Annotated in this window: 21 protein-coding genes; 7 read left to right on the forward strand and 14 right to left on the reverse strand. The window is 36.7% G+C overall.

Annotation, left to right across the window (positions count from 1 at the left end; genetic code table 11):
* Nucleotides 1-361: 361 nt before the first annotated feature.
* Nucleotides 362-658, reverse strand: a complete 297-nt coding sequence (locus WKH56_RS17080) for a hypothetical protein (protein WP_028413377.1) — start codon at nt 656-658, stop codon at nt 362-364.
* 233 nt (nt 659-891) lie between these two features.
* On the opposite strand from WKH56_RS17080, the gene WKH56_RS17085 reads away from it, so the two are divergent.
* Nucleotides 892-1,485: an exonuclease domain-containing protein gene (locus WKH56_RS17085; RefSeq protein WP_063248019.1), complete on the forward strand. Its 594-nt coding sequence runs from the start codon at nt 892-894 to the stop codon at nt 1,483-1,485.
* An 83-nt stretch (nt 1,486-1,568) separates the two neighbouring features.
* Nucleotides 1,569-1,694, forward strand: a complete 126-nt coding sequence (locus WKH56_RS17090) for a hypothetical protein (RefSeq protein ID WP_255293420.1) — start codon at nt 1,569-1,571, stop codon at nt 1,692-1,694.
* A 26-nt stretch (nt 1,695-1,720) separates the two neighbouring features.
* Here WKH56_RS17090 and WKH56_RS17095 read toward each other — a convergent pair whose 3' ends face one another.
* From WKH56_RS17095 to WKH56_RS17110, 4 genes are all read right to left on the reverse strand, one after another.
* Nucleotides 1,721-1,888, reverse strand: coding sequence for a Fur-regulated basic protein FbpA (locus tag WKH56_RS17095; RefSeq protein ID WP_080754423.1), 168 nt, complete (start codon nt 1,886-1,888; stop codon nt 1,721-1,723).
* A 226-nt stretch (nt 1,889-2,114) separates the two neighbouring features.
* Entirely contained in the window at nt 2,115-3,608 is a 1,494-nt protein-coding gene (locus tag WKH56_RS17100; protein WP_063248020.1) for a sodium:solute symporter family protein, read from the reverse strand.
* On the reverse strand, nt 3,605-3,805 hold the full coding sequence (locus WKH56_RS17105; RefSeq protein ID WP_033578956.1) for a DUF3311 domain-containing protein: 201 nt from the start codon (nt 3,803-3,805) through the stop codon (nt 3,605-3,607). The genes WKH56_RS17100 and WKH56_RS17105 overlap by 4 nt, the downstream gene beginning before the upstream one ends.
* A 320-nt stretch (nt 3,806-4,125) precedes the next feature.
* Nucleotides 4,126-4,980, reverse strand: a complete 855-nt coding sequence (locus WKH56_RS17110) for an STAS domain-containing protein (RefSeq protein ID WP_048020957.1) — start codon at nt 4,978-4,980, stop codon at nt 4,126-4,128.
* Between the two features lie 234 nt (nt 4,981-5,214).
* On the opposite strand from WKH56_RS17110, the gene WKH56_RS17115 reads away from it, so the two are divergent.
* Nucleotides 5,215-5,721, forward strand: coding sequence for a PCYCGC motif-containing (lipo)protein (locus WKH56_RS17115; RefSeq protein ID WP_310884446.1), 507 nt, complete (start codon nt 5,215-5,217; stop codon nt 5,719-5,721).
* 98 nt (nt 5,722-5,819) lie between these two features.
* Here the strand turns inward: WKH56_RS17115 and WKH56_RS17120 are convergent, their stop codons facing one another.
* Nucleotides 5,820-6,797: a ring-cleaving dioxygenase gene (locus WKH56_RS17120; RefSeq protein ID WP_168760757.1), complete on the reverse strand. Its 978-nt coding sequence runs from the start codon at nt 6,795-6,797 to the stop codon at nt 5,820-5,822.
* A gap of 429 nt (nt 6,798-7,226) precedes the next feature.
* Here WKH56_RS17120 and WKH56_RS17125 point away from each other — a divergent pair, with 429 nt between their 5' ends.
* Nucleotides 7,227-7,583 (forward strand): hypothetical protein, encoded by a 357-nt coding sequence (locus tag WKH56_RS17125; protein WP_063248021.1) that lies wholly within the window; start codon nt 7,227-7,229, stop codon nt 7,581-7,583.
* A gap of 7 nt (nt 7,584-7,590) precedes the next feature.
* Nucleotides 7,591-8,124 (forward strand): PIN domain-containing protein, encoded by a 534-nt coding sequence (locus WKH56_RS17130; RefSeq protein ID WP_310884445.1) that lies wholly within the window; start codon nt 7,591-7,593, stop codon nt 8,122-8,124.
* Between the two features lie 369 nt (nt 8,125-8,493).
* On the opposite strand, the gene WKH56_RS17135 is transcribed toward WKH56_RS17130, so the two are convergent.
* A complete protein-coding gene (locus tag WKH56_RS17135) occupies nt 8,494-9,387 on the reverse strand; it encodes a helix-turn-helix domain-containing protein (protein ID WP_310884444.1) in 894 nt (297 codons plus the stop codon).
* Between the two features lie 201 nt (nt 9,388-9,588).
* A complete protein-coding gene (locus WKH56_RS17140; RefSeq protein WP_310884443.1) occupies nt 9,589-10,521 on the reverse strand; it encodes an alpha/beta hydrolase in 933 nt (310 codons plus the stop codon).
* A gap of 200 nt (nt 10,522-10,721) precedes the next feature.
* Here WKH56_RS17140 and WKH56_RS17145 point away from each other — a divergent pair, with 200 nt between their 5' ends.
* A complete protein-coding gene (locus WKH56_RS17145) occupies nt 10,722-10,997 on the forward strand; it encodes a DUF948 domain-containing protein (RefSeq protein ID WP_310884442.1) in 276 nt (91 codons plus the stop codon).
* 33 nt (nt 10,998-11,030) lie between these two features.
* On the opposite strand, the gene WKH56_RS17150 is transcribed toward WKH56_RS17145, so the two are convergent.
* The 3 genes from WKH56_RS17150 to WKH56_RS17160 all read right to left on the reverse strand — a co-directional run bounded on the left by WKH56_RS17150 (nt 11,031) and on the right by WKH56_RS17160 (nt 13,261).
* Nucleotides 11,031-11,879 (reverse strand): YihY/virulence factor BrkB family protein, encoded by an 849-nt coding sequence (locus tag WKH56_RS17150; protein WP_033578946.1) that lies wholly within the window; start codon nt 11,877-11,879, stop codon nt 11,031-11,033.
* A gap of 189 nt (nt 11,880-12,068) precedes the next feature.
* Nucleotides 12,069-12,272: an alpha/beta-type small acid-soluble spore protein gene (locus WKH56_RS17155; RefSeq protein WP_013056997.1), complete on the reverse strand. Its 204-nt coding sequence runs from the start codon at nt 12,270-12,272 to the stop codon at nt 12,069-12,071.
* Between the two features lie 128 nt (nt 12,273-12,400).
* Complete coding sequence (locus WKH56_RS17160; protein ID WP_034266049.1) at nt 12,401-13,261, reverse strand: dimethylarginine dimethylaminohydrolase family protein; 861 nt, start codon at nt 13,259-13,261, stop codon at nt 12,401-12,403.
* Nucleotides 13,262-13,468: 207 nt separating this feature from the next.
* On the opposite strand from WKH56_RS17160, the gene WKH56_RS17165 reads away from it, so the two are divergent.
* Nucleotides 13,469-15,640 (forward strand): MMPL family transporter, encoded by a 2,172-nt coding sequence (locus tag WKH56_RS17165; RefSeq protein WP_310884441.1) that lies wholly within the window; start codon nt 13,469-13,471, stop codon nt 15,638-15,640.
* 45 nt (nt 15,641-15,685) lie between these two features.
* Here WKH56_RS17165 and WKH56_RS17170 read toward each other — a convergent pair whose 3' ends face one another.
* From WKH56_RS17170 to WKH56_RS17180, 3 genes are all read right to left on the reverse strand, one after another.
* A complete protein-coding gene (locus WKH56_RS17170; RefSeq protein ID WP_014460159.1) occupies nt 15,686-15,985 on the reverse strand; it encodes a YxcD family protein in 300 nt (99 codons plus the stop codon).
* A complete protein-coding gene (locus WKH56_RS17175; RefSeq protein ID WP_310884440.1) occupies nt 15,973-16,428 on the reverse strand; it encodes a hypothetical protein in 456 nt (151 codons plus the stop codon). Before WKH56_RS17175 ends, WKH56_RS17170 begins: the two co-directional genes overlap by 13 nt.
* A 247-nt stretch (nt 16,429-16,675) precedes the next feature.
* A complete protein-coding gene (locus tag WKH56_RS17180) occupies nt 16,676-17,185 on the reverse strand; it encodes a DUF3189 family protein (RefSeq protein WP_043982658.1) in 510 nt (169 codons plus the stop codon).
* Between the last annotated feature and the right edge of the window lie 40 nt (nt 17,186-17,225).

Here is a 17,225-nt window from a genome sequence, read left to right on the forward strand (position 1 = left end):
ATTTTCAAACTATTAGCAAGATTTATTTTATATTCTAAAACTAGGAAGGTCAACTACATTTTACTATATTATTAAAATTTTTTGATTCTAGTAGATAATGTAAAATAGTTTTATAGTATGTAACTAGTTTTCTTTGCCTGACAATTAAAATGTCTGATAAACCCTTCTTGCGTATGCAAATTCCATGCCAAATCGATAACCACAACTAAAACTGTATGAAGCGTATTTTTTTAGGGAATTAGAACCACCTTTTCCGTATTACTATTATATAAAAACAAAAAATTCCCCATTATGGATACAGAAAGATAAAAAAATCACTTCTCGATAGACGAGAAGTGATAACCTTTGTATGCAAGTAAATTTAAGAATGTTCTTTTTGACGATGCAGCAAGATATGATAGAGCGACGTGCTCCAAATAGACATATTGCGCGCTGCGATTTCATAAGGTTTTTCATCAATTTTAAACAAGAAATCCCCTTCATAACTCACGGATTTCCCTTGCTTTTCCAGCTCTTGTTTAACAGCTTCAATCCATTCTACTGCATTCGTATAATGTTTGTTCAAACGAACTTTAATAGTTTGATTCCTGTAATGAATAAAAGATGTAATTCCCCAAAAAATTAAGACAAGAAAAAGTACCATATACAGCAATTGCATGATAACGATCCCCTTCTTCCTTCATTTCATTATTTTCAATGAAGACTTAATTTAGATGAGTAAATATTACTATTCTCCTTTGCTATCGTCATCTACTTTAAAAAAGTGAATTCCTTTTCCACGTGGGCGTATAAAATAAACCCGTGTACATGCTTGCTCATCTTTTTTACTAACGTTTTCTGTTAAAAAATGATAAGCTAATAGAATGATAAATAGAAAGGGAGGGCGACGAGTTGTCAACTGAACAAGTGAAATTAGCAGCCGTTTTAGATGTTGAAACAACGGGCTTAAGTGCTCAAACATGCGATATTATCGAACTGGCAATTGCTGTTGTTTCTTATGATTCTGCTACCGGAGAAATAATCGACATTGTAGAAGAATATGAAGAATTTAATATGCCTTCAACTCCCATTTTCCCGTATATTACAAACTTAACGGGAATTACAAATGAGATGGTCAAAAATAAAACATTAGACGATAAAAAAGTGGAATCGCTGTTAACTAGCGTTTCGGCTATCATCGCTCATAATGCTTCTTTCGATCGCAGTTTTCTTTTAAAACGGTATCCATCTTTATTTAACCAAAAATGGCACTGCTCTATGCGTGCTGTCAAATGGAAAGAGTACGGCTTTCCTAATAAAAAACTAACAACACTTCTTGACCATCATAAGATTGAGAGAGAGAACGCTCACAGAGCTATGGATGACGTGAAAGGAACCATTGACTTGCTAAGACAGCAAAATCCTAGCGGAGAGCCCTATTTTTCTGAAGTATTAAAAAAAGCAATGAGCAAACCTAAAAAAACAGCGGCTTCCACTCGTTTTTAACTCAACAAAAAAAGCGCAGCTTCTGCGCTTTTTTTATTTTTATTTGCCTATTTCTTAAGTGTTGAGTTATATGTTTGAGGAATATGGTTGTAAACAGCGAGGTTGTAAACGCACCGGAAGAAAAAGAAAAGTGCCTGCTTTCAAACCAAAAAATCGCGGAGGAACAAACTGAACAGCTGGTGTTTACAGACATATACGAAATCAGCTGAATTGCTAATAATCTAGAAGATTCAAATTATACTTCTCTTACCTTTTGGCTTTGAAGGTCGTGATGCGTTTGTTCTAGTTCACTTAAATTCAATTCGTACAAATGTCTCCCGTCTTCTGCTTTAAAGTAACCCGATTCAATAATTTGATTCATTAAAAGATCTTTCTTTTGCTCAAATGCTTTTTCAGATGTCATGTTATCATCTCCTTTTTTAGGTGAATATCTTTCATAGAAAAGACGTACACCGCTTGTGGCATACGTCTTGTTGTTTTTCACACTCGTTACCTATGTTTAAAAACAACGCAATCGTTACATTTTATCGAGAAGGCTGCTTACGTCTTGCAGCCATATTGAACATTTTGGTGACGCACTACTTTTATACCCTTCATGATGTTCTTAAAACGCAATTGGAAAAAGATTTTCATAAAATCTGTTTACCATCTACTGCCCCGCTTTCAAAATGCGGCTGTGCGGCGATTTTTTTTGTTGCTAAACTAACCACCATTAATACAACTAAATTAATAAATAAAGAAATGACGCCGACATTTGTATCTTTAATGATTTGTGGCAACGCAGGAAACAACGTGCCAAGCGTTGTTTCAGTAATCGTTATATACATCACAGACGTAATGCCGGCAACAATACCTGCACACGCCCCGTATTTAGTCACGATATTGTTTTTCATTAAACTAAAAATAAAAGCAGGAAACAGCTGCGTCACAATGCTGTAGCCCATTAGTAAAAGCGTTACAATTGTATTCCCTCCATGAAGTGTAAAATAGACTGAAACAAGCGCAATGACTGGTACGAAGCATTTAGCCAGTATCGAAATTTGTTTGCCCGTCGCTGAGGGAACAAGCACACCGTAAACGTTTTTAGATAGTGACGTAGAAGCTGCCATCAAGAGCATCGATCCAGGCACGAGCGCTGTTAATAAACCAGCTGCGCCAATAAAGCCGACAATCCACGGGTCAAATGTTTGAATGGAAAGACGAAGCAGTGACAAGTCCGCTTCTGCGCCTTGTAGTCCAGGTACCTGCATAAGAGCAGTAAACCCTACAAAAAAGACAAAAAGCAGCATTAACGTATAAATAGGACTTATAATAGAATTTTTTCTAAATACATTCTCGTTTTCAGCTGAATACGTTGCATTAAACGTATGCGGCCACATGTAAAATCCTAATACGGTCAGCATGACTGTAGAAATAAACCACGAAATACTTAGACCTGTCTTGGGAAGAGTAAGAAACGTTGGATTTGCTTGATGCACAGCCTCAAACATTGGCTGTAAGCCTCCGTAGTAATGAAACGGCATATATATTCCTAAAAATAAGACAACAATAAAAATCATAATATCTTTCACAATAGCCGTCCAAGCGGAACCATGTATGCCTGATATCATTAAGTAAACCGTTAATGATATGGCGCCAATCCAAATGGCTGCAGTTGAAGAGATAGAGCCATAAGAAGCTTCAGATACAATAATGCCTAGACCTTTGAATTGTAAAATAATATAAGGAACAATTGCCAGCACCCCTGCACATGAAACAACGATACCCAGAAACGGACTTTTGTATTTTGAAACAAAAAAATCCGGCTGAGACATGAGCTTATGCTGCTTCGCATATCGCCATATTTGCGGACCAATCCAATACCCTAAAACGTACGCTAAAGAAATATAGGCTAAAATATAAAACGCCGGCCCTCCTTTCCCATATGCCCAAGCGCTTCCACCTAGAAAAGTAAAAGTAGTATAGATTTCACCCGCCATCAAAAAGAATACAAAAACGGTTCCAAAACCTCTGCCCCCTACGCTCCACTGTTCTAAATCCATTTTTTTGCCCCGCGTAGCTCGAATTCCAAGATAAATAGCTAAAAGTAAAAAACCGAAAATAATAATCAGTGCGGTATTCATTGTTTATCTCCTCCTTTAACAGCAGGATCGAGCTTGTACACAATGCCCATAATAAAAGACGTAAGGATTACCCACATAACAATCCAAAAGAGAAAAAAAGGCATCCCTAAAATAAACGGCGTTACTTTGTTAACAAAAGGCAATAAACCTAATATTCCTACAAACGGAAGCAGGCAAAGAAGATAAATTATTTTCATAGAACTCCTCCTTAATCACACGGCTTATCAGTACTTAGCTAAGGCTTTAACTATCTCATTATGTACTTCTCTTATTCTTCTCTTTACACCTCCATTCTTGAGCTAAACGAGACGTTTGTCATAGAAAACCGCCGTTTGTTTGCTCCTTAGTATCTTCCATTTGTCCCCATATGAAAAGGAGTTTGTAAGACATGCTTACAAAATTTTGAATGCAGCAGAATATTATTTCATATTTTCATATACACAATATAGACAAACAAAAAACGGAACTGAAAGTAAAGGTCTCAAACAGTTCCGTTTCGATCTAGCATTTCTATACTTTATTCCTCTTCTTTTTTCTTTACACCAAGCGAAGAGAGCGCTTGTTTTAAATGTCCGAACGTTTCAATTTTATTAAAACTGATTCCTACATTAACAGCCGTCTGAGCCATGTCAGGACTCACTCCTGACATAATCGCATGGATGCCTAGCAGCTGCAAAATGTTAATCAAATCAAAAAATTTGTGAGCGACATACGTATCTACATAATTTACACCCGATAAGTCAATGACTAAATGCCTTATATGTTTTTCTGCACACCTTTTTGGAACAACCTCGATAATGGAATCACCTTTGATTTCATCAATAAGCCCTACCAAAGGCAAGACCGCGATGTGGTCTACAATTGGAATAACAGGAAAACTCGTTTCGTCGATTAGCTCTTGCTGAAGACTTATTTTTTGCCTTGTGATTTTATAATACTGTTCGGAGAATTCATTAAGGAGTTTATCAAATGTTGTATGATAAACTTCGCTCCAAGACAGTATGTCTTCTTTTGTAATAGATGAATGTATCAGGCTATATGTTTTGACATACGTCCAAATAATTTTTCTTGTTTTGCTTAGCGCTTCTACTACCTCGTAAATCGGCGTATCAAATTTAATTCTGCTGTTTACTACTTCCGTCGTCCATTTCACCATACGTTGTTTAAAAATCTTTTGATCGTCAAGAAAGCCGCTCGCAATTGTTCCAATCGTATAAAGATGCTGCTCACGCAGCTTTTTCTCAACTGAAGCATCTGCGTCCTTTGAGTAAATCGATCCTTTAATATTACTTCTTTGGCGCAGCCATTCTTCACTGATAGAGGCTGAATTCTCTAAAATATATTCAAAAAGACGTTGATTTTGTTCACTCACTACTGTTTAACCTCCGTTCACTTTCTCCTTCTGTACAATCACTTACAAAACGCACCTTATGAGAAATTCATGCTTCATGTTTTTTCCTCGTCCATCTCTATCATACACGATAACCGCTCTGCATACTTATAGAGAATTAGATATAAACAAGCAGGTATTTGATTATCTACATAGATAAACTGCCGTGTATGATGAAACTATCATTTATTTTGACATGAAAGGATGTTAATTGTATTGAAAAAATCAATTATTTTGTTGGGGCTTCTCGCTACAAGTATTGGATTATCAGCTTGCTCAAACAATACAACAACTTCTTCTGCTACAAACTCTTCTGCACATTCAGGTCATGAACATCATAAAGCTGCAGTTGCTGATATTCGCGAAGAGACTCCAGGAGCAGATGTTTTACCACAGTTTTTGAAGAACCAGCCTAAAGACATGAAGCTAGTTTATCTATCCGTTGCTAAAAATCGTAAACTACTTGAAAAAATCCCTTGCTACTGTGGATGTGGCATGGAAGCGAATCACAAAAATAGCTATGACTGCTTTATTTTTAAAAACAAAAGAAATGGAGCAGTTGTCTGGGATGATCATGGAACAAAATGCGGATTGTGTATAGAAATTGCAGCTAAAGCTATGCTCGACTATAACCGAGGCAAATCAATAAAAGATATTCGCAAAGACATCGATGAAAAATATAAGGAAGGCTATGCACAACCCACTCCTACTCCTTCCTTGTAAAACATTGGCATTGTTCAAGTAAACATTCGCGACAGATATATGTAAAAGTAGAAAACATCAAAAAACACTCAAATAGCTATTTGAGTGTTTTTTGTATACTATTCTTTCACAAACTCTTTTGTACTTCTTACTGTATCAATCGGACGCACGAGCTTCTCAATTTCTGCACGTTTTGGCTCTAAAAATGGAGGCAGTGATAATTTTTCTCCGAGCGTTTCGTAAGGTTCATCTCCCATAAATCCTGGTCCATCTGTCGCAAATTCAAATAAAATTTGCGGAGCCACTCTTGCATACAACGATTCAAAGAAGTGACGATTCACATAACCAGACGTATGGAAACCGAAGCTTGGCATTCGGTTAATCCATTCTTCAAGAGCCTGTCGATTTTCTACGCGAAAAGCAACGTGATGAACCGTTCCAAAACCTTGCTGAGCCTGCGGAAGTTTTTCGTTGTGTTCGACTACTACTTGCGCACCGTTTCCTCCTTCTCCTACTTCAAATAGGTGGAGATTTCCTTCTTGAGCAATCTCTTTAAATAAAAGGACTTTTTCCATCATTTCTTTAAAGTAATTAAACTCGGCGATACGAATAAAGATAGGACCGAGTCCCGTAATAGCGTATTGAAGAGGTACAGGACCTTTTTGCCAAGGAGTGCCTGATTCAACTCCTTGATTTCCTTCATCGGAAATTAACTGATACTGCTGATCATCAAAATCAACAAACGAAAGCGTCTTTTTCCCAAATAGCTCTTGAATCCCCGTATGATTTACTTCTAAGCGATCAAAGCGCTTTACCCAATAGTCTAAAGCCGCATCATTTGGAACGCGGAAAGATGTTTTTGAAATTTCATTTGTTCCGTGAAACCCTTTTGGAATACCTGGAAAATCAAAAAAAGTCATGTCCGTTCCAGCGCTGCCTTTATCATCTGCAAAAAACAAATGATACGTTTGAATATCATCTTGATTGACCGTTTTTTTAACTAAGCGCATGCCTAACACATATGTGAAAAATTCATAATTCTTTTCTGCACTACTTGTAATAGCCGTTACGTGGTGTATTCCTTTTAAGTGGTTCATTCTACATTCCTCCGGATAAATCGTCTAGTTTATCATTTATTATTTATCTTTAATTTGAATATCTTTAATTAAAGATAATATACCATGATTAATTTTCCTTTGTCAATAAAGTATGGATGATCTCGGAAGGAAATATGTAGGTTTTTACATTTTAGCAAAATCTCATAAATGAGGACGGACCAAATCGGTAATAAAACACCGTATTGTTGCCTAGTTCCTTCTCTAACCTATACTAATTTATTTCTCTTACACGATATCATGTTTTTAAATCTTTGTCCGGTATTCGCTGAGATTATCACTCACCAGGCAAACGTTAGTTAATTTAATAACTCCCGGAAGCTAATTTTTTAATCTTTTTATGTAAAAGGAATAGTAAGAGAAAACTTCATCACATATACTATATAAATTTATATAAAAGGCAGGGATATCATGAAAGCACAGCGCTTGGTAGATGACCAAAAAGGAACGTACAGCAAGGAAGTTCAGAAGCACTTTAACCTTAAAATAAATAGAAAAATTTACACACAACCCTCACCGCAATCACCTTCCTCATCCCCTATACAGAAGAAAAATCTTAAATACAAACCTCAACATAAAGTTCTACGCACGTATGATAAAAAAGATAAAACATTAAATGATACACAGGAAAAGCCTATAAAATCTGCAAAAACTAGATTAACTAAATATGAAAAGCTTCTATTAAGCAACCAGCTTTCAGAAGCTGCGGCTCTTTACTCATCTTTTGGGTTAGAAGAGCTGGTACGAATGGCTAGTAGAGAGGAGTGAACGATTTGTGTTGGGTGAAAAAGTAATCATTGATACAAACATTTGGGCTTCACATGCGCTTAATTATCCAGAAGTTGTAGAATATATTAATGAACTTATTTCAAATAATGCGGAATTTTTAATGCCTACTGTTGTACAAATGGAACTTCTGTCGCATTGGGAAGTAGAAACAAATCCTCAAGTCAAAGCAGTAAAAAATCATTATATTTACGATATGACCGATAAGATTGTGGACGTTACAAGTGAAATTGCGCAGCTAGCAGCTCAAATTCGCAGAAAAGCTAAAATAGAATCCAATAAAAAAATTAAAGGCCCAGATGCGATGATTGCCGCATCTGCTTTTATACATAATGCAAAACTGATTTCTAACAATAATAAAGATTTTGCTTGGATTACATTTAATTTCAGCTATCGAGGTCAACCATTATCTTATGTAAATCCTATTAAAGACACGATTGCTTACGCTTCTTTTATTAAAAGCTTTGAACCTCCCAACCTTCCCAGTGCTGATAACTTACAAGAAAACGAGAAGGAAAGTTAATTTGTTTTTGCTTTCAAAATACTCCTTGTCTCCCCCCTTTTTCAAATTAAAAGTTTGATGGGTACATACTCCAATTCTTTCTATATTGAATACAGTAAAAAGCATAAAAACTTAGGCGGTGAAAAGAGTGAATTACCCATATTACCCGGAACAACCTTTAGAAGAGTATCAATATGGCTATGATTATTATTCCAATCCCCAGGAAACTGAAGAAAGATTCCCTTATGGTTATTATCCATATCCTCGCCCACGGCCATTTTATCCTTACCCTTACCCACGTCCTATTTATTACCACCCCCCTTACTTTTACCCTCGTCCTCGTCCGTTTTACCCACACCCAGTGTATTGGAGATAAAAAAAGAAGAGCTGTCAGCTCTTCTTTTTTGTTTCTTGATATTTAAACATCTCTTCTTTAATAATGGTCACAAACGCTTCATTTTGCTCAATTTCAAAAACAGTAATAGCTTTTTCTAGGTAAGCTATTCCTTCTTTAAGCTCACCAAGCTGACAGAGTGCTTCTCCAATTTGATAGTGCAGTTCTCCTAATAAATAAAGCGTCTCATGCTGAATACACAGCTCTAGTCCTGCTTGTGCATATTTAACCGACTTTTCATAACGTTCCATTTGCAAAAGCGCATGTGATAATCCATATAAAATTCGAATTTTGACAAGAGGATCTTTTAACTTAGGAAGCAAAGCAATATGCTGCAATCCTTCCATAAACGTACTGAACGCTTTTTTTAAATGACCTTCTTCTTCGTAAATAATGGCAATACTATTTAAAATAGCAATCTCTTTCTCTGAATAAAACTGTTCGCTCGTACGCGTGAACGCAATGGCTTTTTCCAATTTACGAAGCGCTTGTTCAAATTTATTTCCGATATAATAATCACATATGGCTTCGTGCCATAGGAAAAATTGTGCGTGAAAAGGATCTTGAAACATAGGATTATCTTTTTCTTTGTCCACCATATGTAACACGGTTTCATAATCGCGTTTTCGTATATAATGCCTAATGGTCGATTTAATTTCTTTTGAATAATCGTTGGGCGTTAGCTCTCCTGCTTCAAAGAAATAATTCATCGGAACCCCTAAGCGTTTCGATAAATGATAGAGAACTTCACTGCATGCATGAATTTCACCTTGTTCAAATCGATGTAGCTCTTCTTCTGTACAAATTCCTTCTGATAACTCGACAGTTGTCATTTCCGCAATCTTTCGCAGATCTTGAATCAGCTGACCTACTTGTTTTTTATCATTCAAAAAATCACCTTACTTAATGTAAATAAATGTTTTTATCCTACTTTTCTACTATACTCCAAATAAAATGACTTTAAAAGAGATAATGGGCTATTTTTTGAAATTCTTGTCAATCTTTTCTACCTATCAATAAAGAAAAACAGCACATCCATGTGCTGTTTCCCTCAAGTTCATATGATTTATGACACTGTACATCTTTTCAACTTAAATAGAATCAAATACTTGACGCAGTTGAGCTGCGCTTTTATTGATCGCCTGCTGAGCAAGTGGGACAAATTCATGAAACCCTAAAAATCCGTGAATCATCGTTTCATAATTTTCGTAGGTGACGGGAACACCGTGATTTTTTAATGCGTCCGCGTAGTCTTTTCCGCTATCTCTTAGAGGGTCGTACTGTGCTGTAATAATGGTAGCGCTTGGTAGACTCGATAAATCTTCTAGTAATACCGGAGCATTATAGGGATGCTGTTCTTCTTCTTTATTATTTAAGTACTGAAGGCGAAACCAATCCATGAGATCTTTTGAAAGAAGATATCCTTCGGCGTTTTCTTTCATAGAGGCAGGATGCTGATTTTTAAATCCTACAGACGGGTAAATAAGCAGCTGATGAACAATGGATGGACCTTGTCTTTGCTTTGCTAAAATGCTTACAATCGCAGCAAGGTTGCCACCAGCACTATCTCCTCCAACGGCAATTTTGTTTGAATCGATATTTAATTGAGACGCGTGAGCTGAAATCCAATCCAGGGCGTCATAGGCATCGTTCACCGCAGCGGGAAATTTACTCTCAGGAGCAAGGCGGTAATCAACAGACACTACAATACAGTTTGTTTCATTTGCATACGACCTGCATATGGAGTCATGAGTATCCAGGCTTCCTAATACCCAGCCTCCTCCGTGATAATAAACAAGAGCGGGAAATGGCCCTGTTCCTTCAGGCTCATACACTCGTATAGTGAGGGTACGTTCATCTAATTGGATTTCTTCATTATATACTTTTTTAACTGCTTCTTTAGAAGGAGTTAAAGACATCTTTTCCATTTCCCTCAGCTGCAGGGGTGTAACGTCCTCTAAAGAAGGACGGGGCATTTCGTTATATTGATTTAGAAATATTTGAATATGCGGATCTAACGGCATTCTTCTTCTCTCTCCTTTCAAGGTAACTCTATATGTAATGATGAATGAAATTTCAGAAAAAATCCAATATATTGTCTTCTCGGCAGGCTTTTGTTTGCTTTAATTAAAAATGGGTATAACAATTAAATAAAGAGGATGATATTCGTATATATTTTATTCTCACCTATATAAATATAAATACGTACAAAGGAGGAACAATGATGATTATTGTTTATATAAGCTTAGCTGTTGTTTTGGCATCACTTGCGTATCTTATTTACGCAGGCGTATCATTTAATAAAAAAATCAAGCCAACTTTGAACTCTGTAAATGCCACTTCTCAACATCTTCAAAACGAAACTGATCATATTAAAGAAAAAACAAACCATTTAAAAGTAACACAAGCAGCGATTAAAACGGATATACAGTACAAAAAAGATTCAGTCAAATATACAGCCAACTCATTTAAACAGCTTGTGAATAGCTTTAAACGTTAAAAAAGGAAACCTTTATAAAGGTTTCCTTTTTTATTACATCGCCTGAGACGTATCTTTAGGAGGTGCAGCCGTTTTGTTTCGGTGATAAATAGCATTAATCTCTCCTCCAATGACGAGAATTAACCCCGTTAAAAATAGCCAAAGCATCAGAACAATTACGCCTCCTAAGCTTCCATAAGTAGCAGAATAATTGCCAAAGTTGCTTACGTAAAATGAGAACCCTAAAGATGTCAGCTGCCATAGTAGCGTAGCAGCGAGTGCTCCGGGCCATACATGAGCAAAAGGAAATGTTTTATTTGGCGCTAATCTGTATAATACGGATAAAACAAGTACCATAATGCCGACACCAACAATCCAGCGCAGAATATTTAAAACCACTGTTGTACCTGAAGGAAGAGAAAACCATTCGCTTATCCAATTTAACAAAACCCCTCCGAACACTGGTAAAAGAAGCGATACAACAATTGTTACAATTAATCCAATTGTTAAAAGAATGGACAAGCCTCTTACTTTAATAAACGAGCGCTGTTCTTTCACGTCGTAGGCTTGGTTCATTGCACGAATAAAGGCGTTCATACCGTTTGAAGCGGACCAAATGGTTCCTAAAATCCCTACAGTCAGTAACCCGCCGTTTGGTTGGCTTACAAATTGAGCTACGTTATCCTTAAAGATTGCAGCCGTTTCTCCCGGCATAACGCTTTGAAGAAGATCGATTGCCTCTGCCGGTTTAATAGATAGATACGGAACAATCGATATCAGTAAAATAAGCATAGGGAATAATGATAGCATATAATAATAGGCTTGCTCAGCTGCTAGTCCCGTTGCTTGATCTTCTTGAATTTCTTTACCAAGACTTTTTCCGAATGATAATAGCTTTTTCATGATAAACCTCTACTTTCTTTTTTTTTGTTCTTTTCCCATTTTATGCACTTTTCAACCTTGAAAGTGGAGAATTTCGAGCAAAATCTCAAATCAAGCGACCATGAGAAAGTAGAATGATGTTTCCTACACAAAAAAAGTTCCGGCTCAAAAGAGCCAGAACTTTTCATCAAAGTATTTATGTAGAGCAGACTAGCGAATGTGTCCTTGTGCACCGCTTAATTGCTGCTGCGCCATTGCAACAAGATGCTTCGTCATTTCTCCACCAACAGAACCATTTGCGCGAGCCGTCTGCTCAGCGCCAAGCTGAACGTTAAGTCTTCCCGCGATTTCCGTTTTTAACTGATCAAGAAGCTGTTCAGCACCTTGAACTAAAATAGGATTACGATTTGCCATGTTTATCACTCCTTTCCTTCAACAGCTTATATAGGTTAATGTTCCTTTCACTTGAAATTTTATACAACATCCTTCAAAAAAAAAGATCCCTGGCTATCGCCTAGATCTTTTTTTCTTTTTAAGCTTTTCTACACTCGTTCAAGAGGCATTGTGCAGCAGCGGAAAGAACCGCCGGACTTAATAATTTCAGATATATCAACTTCAATCACTTTATAGCCTCGTTTCCTTAACTCTTCATTCACTTCTGTATTTATTGGCAGACTGATCACCCGTTGATTACCGATGGATAATACATTGGTTCCCATCGTAAACTGCTCTTCTTTTGTTACTTCAATTAAGTCATATTTCATGCGAAGTAAATTTAATTCTTTCTCATGTAAAGCGGGTGAAAATACAAGCGCTTCTGTAGGTGATAAAATATTTAACACACAATCAAGATGAAGATAAGACCGATCAATAGGAATCGGAACAACCTCATACGCTGGAAGCAGCTCTTGGATATGCTCCACGCCTTCTTTACTTGTACGGTCGCTGAGTGCAATAAAAATAGCTTGTCCATCAATCAGCACATCTCCACCTTCAATGGAGTGGTCCGGTACCTGATGGAAAGGAATACCTTGCTGCTGCAGCCAATCGGCTAGCACTTGTTCTTCTCCGCTTCGAATTTCGCTGCCCATTTTCGTGACAATAACGGTATCTCCGAGCGTATAGCCAATATCCCGTGTAAATACTTGTTCTGGAAATGGCTCTTGTGCAGATAGTCCGATGACTTCAATCCCTTCTTTTTGAAGACATTCGACAAATTGACGGTGCTGCTTTGAAGCTAAGCTCTCATCAATGTTTTCGTCCGCATAATGCTTTTGTGTTTCATTAATAATTTCTTCAATTTTCATATATGTAGGTGGACAAACGACCACACGTTTTAATGTATCATACTCATTTTTACATCCATAACTATTCGTCATTTTAGCTGGCTGTTTCATTTGCATCTTTTTAAATCCCCCTTCGTGCATTTATGTACAGTGTTCCCTAAATCTCCTGAAACATAAACACGATTTTGCTAAGGAAACACCCCTGCTCATCTATCTGAAAAGCTTTTTCAGGCAAGAAAAACAAAAAAACACAATACTTCTTCTAATTACAATAACTGTTAGTATAAAATAGTCTAGTAACTGTACAAAAAATTGGAGGTAAATATGAATAAAATAGCGAACGCATTATATGCGGGCAGAAAAATTTTATTACTACTGTGGGTCATCCTAATTGTCGGATTTGGCTTTTATGCGGCTAAGCTTCCTTCTGTGCTTGGAGGAAACGGATTTGAAATGAAAGGAATGTATAAAGATACCGAGCAGCTTTTAGTTAATAAATTTGATGTTAGCGAAGCTCAGATCATCGTTTTGTTTGAAAAAAAAGACGGAGTTTCTGACTCGAAATTCCAGCAAACGATCGCTCAGTATATGCAAAAAGCAAAGGACAAATCAGACGCGTCGAAAGTTGACATACCAACGGCTTCTAACAAGATGATAAAAGGAAGCACAGCGTATGGAATTATCCACTTTAATCACGATGATGGAACGATGGATAAACGAGTGGAAAAGATCAGAACTCTTTCATCTGAAGAAAAAGAAGTTAGTGTAAAATTAACCGGTGGTCCTATTATTGAAAAAGATATGAATACAGCAAGCCAAGCAGATTTAGCAAAAGCAGAAGCCATTGGTATTCCTGTTGCTTTAGTTGTGCTTCTTCTAGCTTTTGGCGGCGTGGTAGCCGCTGCAATTCCTCTTATGATAGGAATTGTAACCGTCGTTACCACCATGGGCGTTGTCTATTTCTTTCATCCGTACACAGAGCTGTCCATCTTCATTTTAAACGTGATTCCAATGATTGGATTAGCTCTTAGTATTGACTTTGCCCTTTTATTTATTAATCGCTTTAAAGAAGAAATTCAAACGAAATCGGTAGAACAAGCAATCAAAATCACCATTCAAACAGCGGGACGCTCGGTCATCTTCTCAGGATTATGCGTATTTATTGGATTAGCGGGAATGCTGTTTATTCAAGTTGATATTTTTCAAAACGTCGCTCTTGGAGGAATGGCTGTTGTTTTTATTGCTGTGTTTTCAGCTCTTACGCTGCTTCCTTCCATACTGGCTATATTAGGTACACGCATCAATCGTTTACGCATCTTAAAAATCAGTGAACAAGGCGGTCAATCTAGGTGGCGTTCATTCGCTACATTTGTCATGAAAAAGCCTGTAGCTATGACGATTGTTTCTCTTATTATTCTGTTAGTAGCACTTATTCCCGTTCGAGACATGCATCTAGAAATACCGTCTTCAGAAGCACTGCCAACAAAATACGAGTCTCGTCAAGCTTTTGACACGTATAACGATACGTTTATAAATAAAAACACGGCAGACGTTTATTTTGTGTTAGAAGCTAAGCAAGATATGCTGAAGGAAAAGCCTTTAACAAATGCCTTTACTTTTATAAAACAATTAAAAGAAGATTCGTTAGTTAAGCAAGTTGATTCTATTTCTACCGCTTTAAACGTAAAATCCAGTAATCAGCTTCAAGCTATGCTGAACAACCCGCAGATAAGCGTGCAGACAAAGCCAGCTGTAGATTCGTTTATTAACGAACATTATATGCTCATAAAAGCTACGCTAGATACAGACCAAAATTCAGATCAAGCAAAAGATTTTGTTCGAAAATGGAAAGAGAAACGTTCACCTTTCACCGTTCATATTGGCGGCTATCCAAAATTCGAACAAGAAATATTTGATGAAATTTATAAAAAGGCGCCTTGTGGCCTGGCTCTTGTTTTATTTTCAACGTATGTCATTTTAATGATTGCTTTTCGTTCCGTCCTGATTCCTTTAAAAGCTATCATTATGAATATTTTAAGCTTAACAGCTACGTTTGGTTTACTTGTATGGCTGTTTCAAAATGGACATTTAGGTCTTACCCAATCCAATATCGCTTTAGTGCTGCCGGTCTTTGTTTTCGGCCTTGTATTTGGGCTTAGCATGGACTACGAAGTCTTTTTGATTTCACGCATTCACGAAGTGTATCATCAAACGAAGGATAACAATGTAGCAACGGTAGAAGGCCTAGCTTCCACTAGTAAAATCATTACGAGCGCTGCTTTAATCATGATTGTCATTACAGGAGCCTTTGCTTTTACAGACGTAACGCCTGTTAAACAAATGGGTGTAGGAATTGCTTTAGCTATATTTATCGATGCAACGATTGTCAGAATGCTTCTTGTCCCTTCTCTTATGAAATTGCTTGGAGATGCCAACTGGTGGTTTTTCACTAAAAAAAGCGATAAGTCCAGTTCCAACGAACAGGTAAAATCATAATAAAAAAACCCGCTCACTTGAGCGGGTTTTTTTATTATGATTTCTTTATCGACTTAATTTAGCAAAAGCGATAATGCCTTCTTCATCGTCTAATTCCAGTTCTAGTCCTGCTGCGTATGGGTCTACGTTCATTTCCGTATCCAGCCAATAGCGCAGGGCTTCGATAATGTTCAAAGTAATATGAACCTGTTTACGATCATGCACGTATGACTCTGCTGAAAAACCGTAGTCATCATCATACATTAGCTCAATCTCTACTTCTTGAGGCTGAACTTGTTTTTTTTCTGCGATATACAAACACATCGCATTGATAATATCTTGTTCAGAAATTTTTATTGTCTCCAAGATTTCACTTCCTCATTTTTACGCTTGTTGCTACGTACGCTTTGGAATAACTTTACTACAAGAAGAATTAAAGCTACAATCACAAGCATATTTACCATAAAGCCTAAAATTGGGCCTAATGGTCCTAAGCTAGATAATAAGCTTCCAAATAATAAGCCCGCAATTCCTCCCATTAAAAGACCTTTCATTAAGCCGCCGCGCTTTGAACCAGCCGCTGTACTTTTAGATGATGAGTTTTTAGACGTATTGTTTTGCTTAACCGAATTACTGTTATTGTTTTTAAATAAGCTTGATTGGTTATTGCTTCCGCTGTCAAAAGAGCGCTTTCCTGATTTATACCCTTTTGCACTTGCTACGTTTGAACCGTCATGAATAAGTGATCCACCGATTGGTGAAAACACAACCGCTAATGCGATAAATGCGGCCAATAATTTTTTTATCATTGCTTTCCCTCCACTAAATGACTAACGTCACATATGTTTTTTCATATATGATTTCCATATATGTTCCTACGTTTCATCATACCAAAAGGTTTCACTTTTTTATATAAAAATGCATAAAGCTCCATTAAATGTTCACAGGATTAAACATTTGCACGTATTTCGTGCTTATATAACATCAGTTAAGTATAAATCAAAGGCATTCATAAAACTAACAAAGGTCCTTCATCTTTATTATATATAGCTTATTTTACACTTCGCCGAAAACATTATCTAAAATTTCTATTTTTGAGGTAGTGACTTTTGCAGAATTCTTTGTTTGCTCCACTAATTTAATAATGTCTTTATGGGCCTGCTTAGCACCTATTATTAATAAAGGAACACCTATTACATTAATCTTTAACCTTCTTGAAAACAAACCTCCTAGTGTCATAGATAAAGGTACGGTGGGAGATGTATTGGAAAAAAGTATTTTCGTTTGTAATTCTCCTTTTTTATTTAGCAAATTGGCTAACTCATACATAGCAGGAACTACTACTTTTGAAGACCCTCTCCCTAATGTATATACTTCATTTTTTTCTTCATCATATCCATGAAAAATTAACTTCCCCATATCCTTAGAAGTCAATTTATTAAAAACATCAATATTTAATATTTCTTTATCAGTTGGTTCTCTATTAGCAGGGAGCTTTTTCAGATGGTAAGCAGCTGCCAATGCTGATGAATGTGTGCCTCCGTAGCAGTTATAAATATAAATCATCTTGTCATCTCCTAAATAACTAACTCTCCTTTCATTATAA

Source organism: Priestia sp. SB1 (assembly GCF_038898415.1).

Bases quoted from the DNA above. Each gene is read 5' to 3' on its own strand.
- WKH56_RS17155 (WP_013056997.1), bottom strand. From the start codon at position 12,272: ATGGCAAATCGTAATCCTATTTTAGTTCAAGGTGCTGAACAGCTTCTT.
- WKH56_RS17145 (WP_310884442.1), top strand. From the start codon at position 10,722: ATGATTATTGTTTATATAAGCTTAGCTGTTGTTTTGGCATCACTTGCG.
- WKH56_RS17105 (WP_033578956.1), bottom strand. From the start codon at position 3,805: ATGAAAATAATTTATCTTCTTTGCCTGCTTCCGTTTGTAGGAATATTA.
- WKH56_RS17175 (WP_310884440.1), bottom strand. From the start codon at position 16,428: ATGATAAAAAAATTATTGGCCGCATTTATCGCATTAGCGGTTGTGTTT.
- WKH56_RS17100 (WP_063248020.1), bottom strand. From the start codon at position 3,608: ATGAATACCGCACTGATTATTATTTTCGGTTTTTTACTTTTAGCTATT.
- WKH56_RS17080 (WP_028413377.1), bottom strand. From the start codon at position 658: ATGCAATTGCTGTATATGGTACTTTTTCTTGTCTTAATTTTTTGGGGA.
- WKH56_RS17120 (WP_168760757.1), bottom strand. From the start codon at position 6,797: ATGAACCACTTAAAAGGAATACACCACGTAACGGCTATTACAAGTAGT.
- WKH56_RS17165 (WP_310884441.1), top strand. From the start codon at position 13,469: ATGAATAAAATAGCGAACGCATTATATGCGGGCAGAAAAATTTTATTA.
- WKH56_RS17095 (WP_080754423.1), bottom strand. From the start codon at position 1,888: ATGACATCTGAAAAAGCATTTGAGCAAAAGAAAGATCTTTTAATGAAT.
- WKH56_RS17090 (WP_255293420.1), top strand. From the start codon at position 1,569: ATGGTTGTAAACAGCGAGGTTGTAAACGCACCGGAAGAAAAAGAAAAG.
- WKH56_RS17150 (WP_033578946.1), bottom strand. From the start codon at position 11,879: ATGAAAAAGCTATTATCATTCGGAAAAAGTCTTGGTAAAGAAATTCAA.
- WKH56_RS17180 (WP_043982658.1), bottom strand. From the start codon at position 17,185: ATGATTTATATTTATAACTGCTACGGAGGCACACATTCATCAGCATTG.
- WKH56_RS17160 (WP_034266049.1), bottom strand. From the start codon at position 13,261: ATGCAAATGAAACAGCCAGCTAAAATGACGAATAGTTATGGATGTAAA.
- WKH56_RS17140 (WP_310884443.1), bottom strand. From the start codon at position 10,521: ATGCCGTTAGATCCGCATATTCAAATATTTCTAAATCAATATAACGAA.
- WKH56_RS17125 (WP_063248021.1), top strand. From the start codon at position 7,227: ATGAAAGCACAGCGCTTGGTAGATGACCAAAAAGGAACGTACAGCAAG.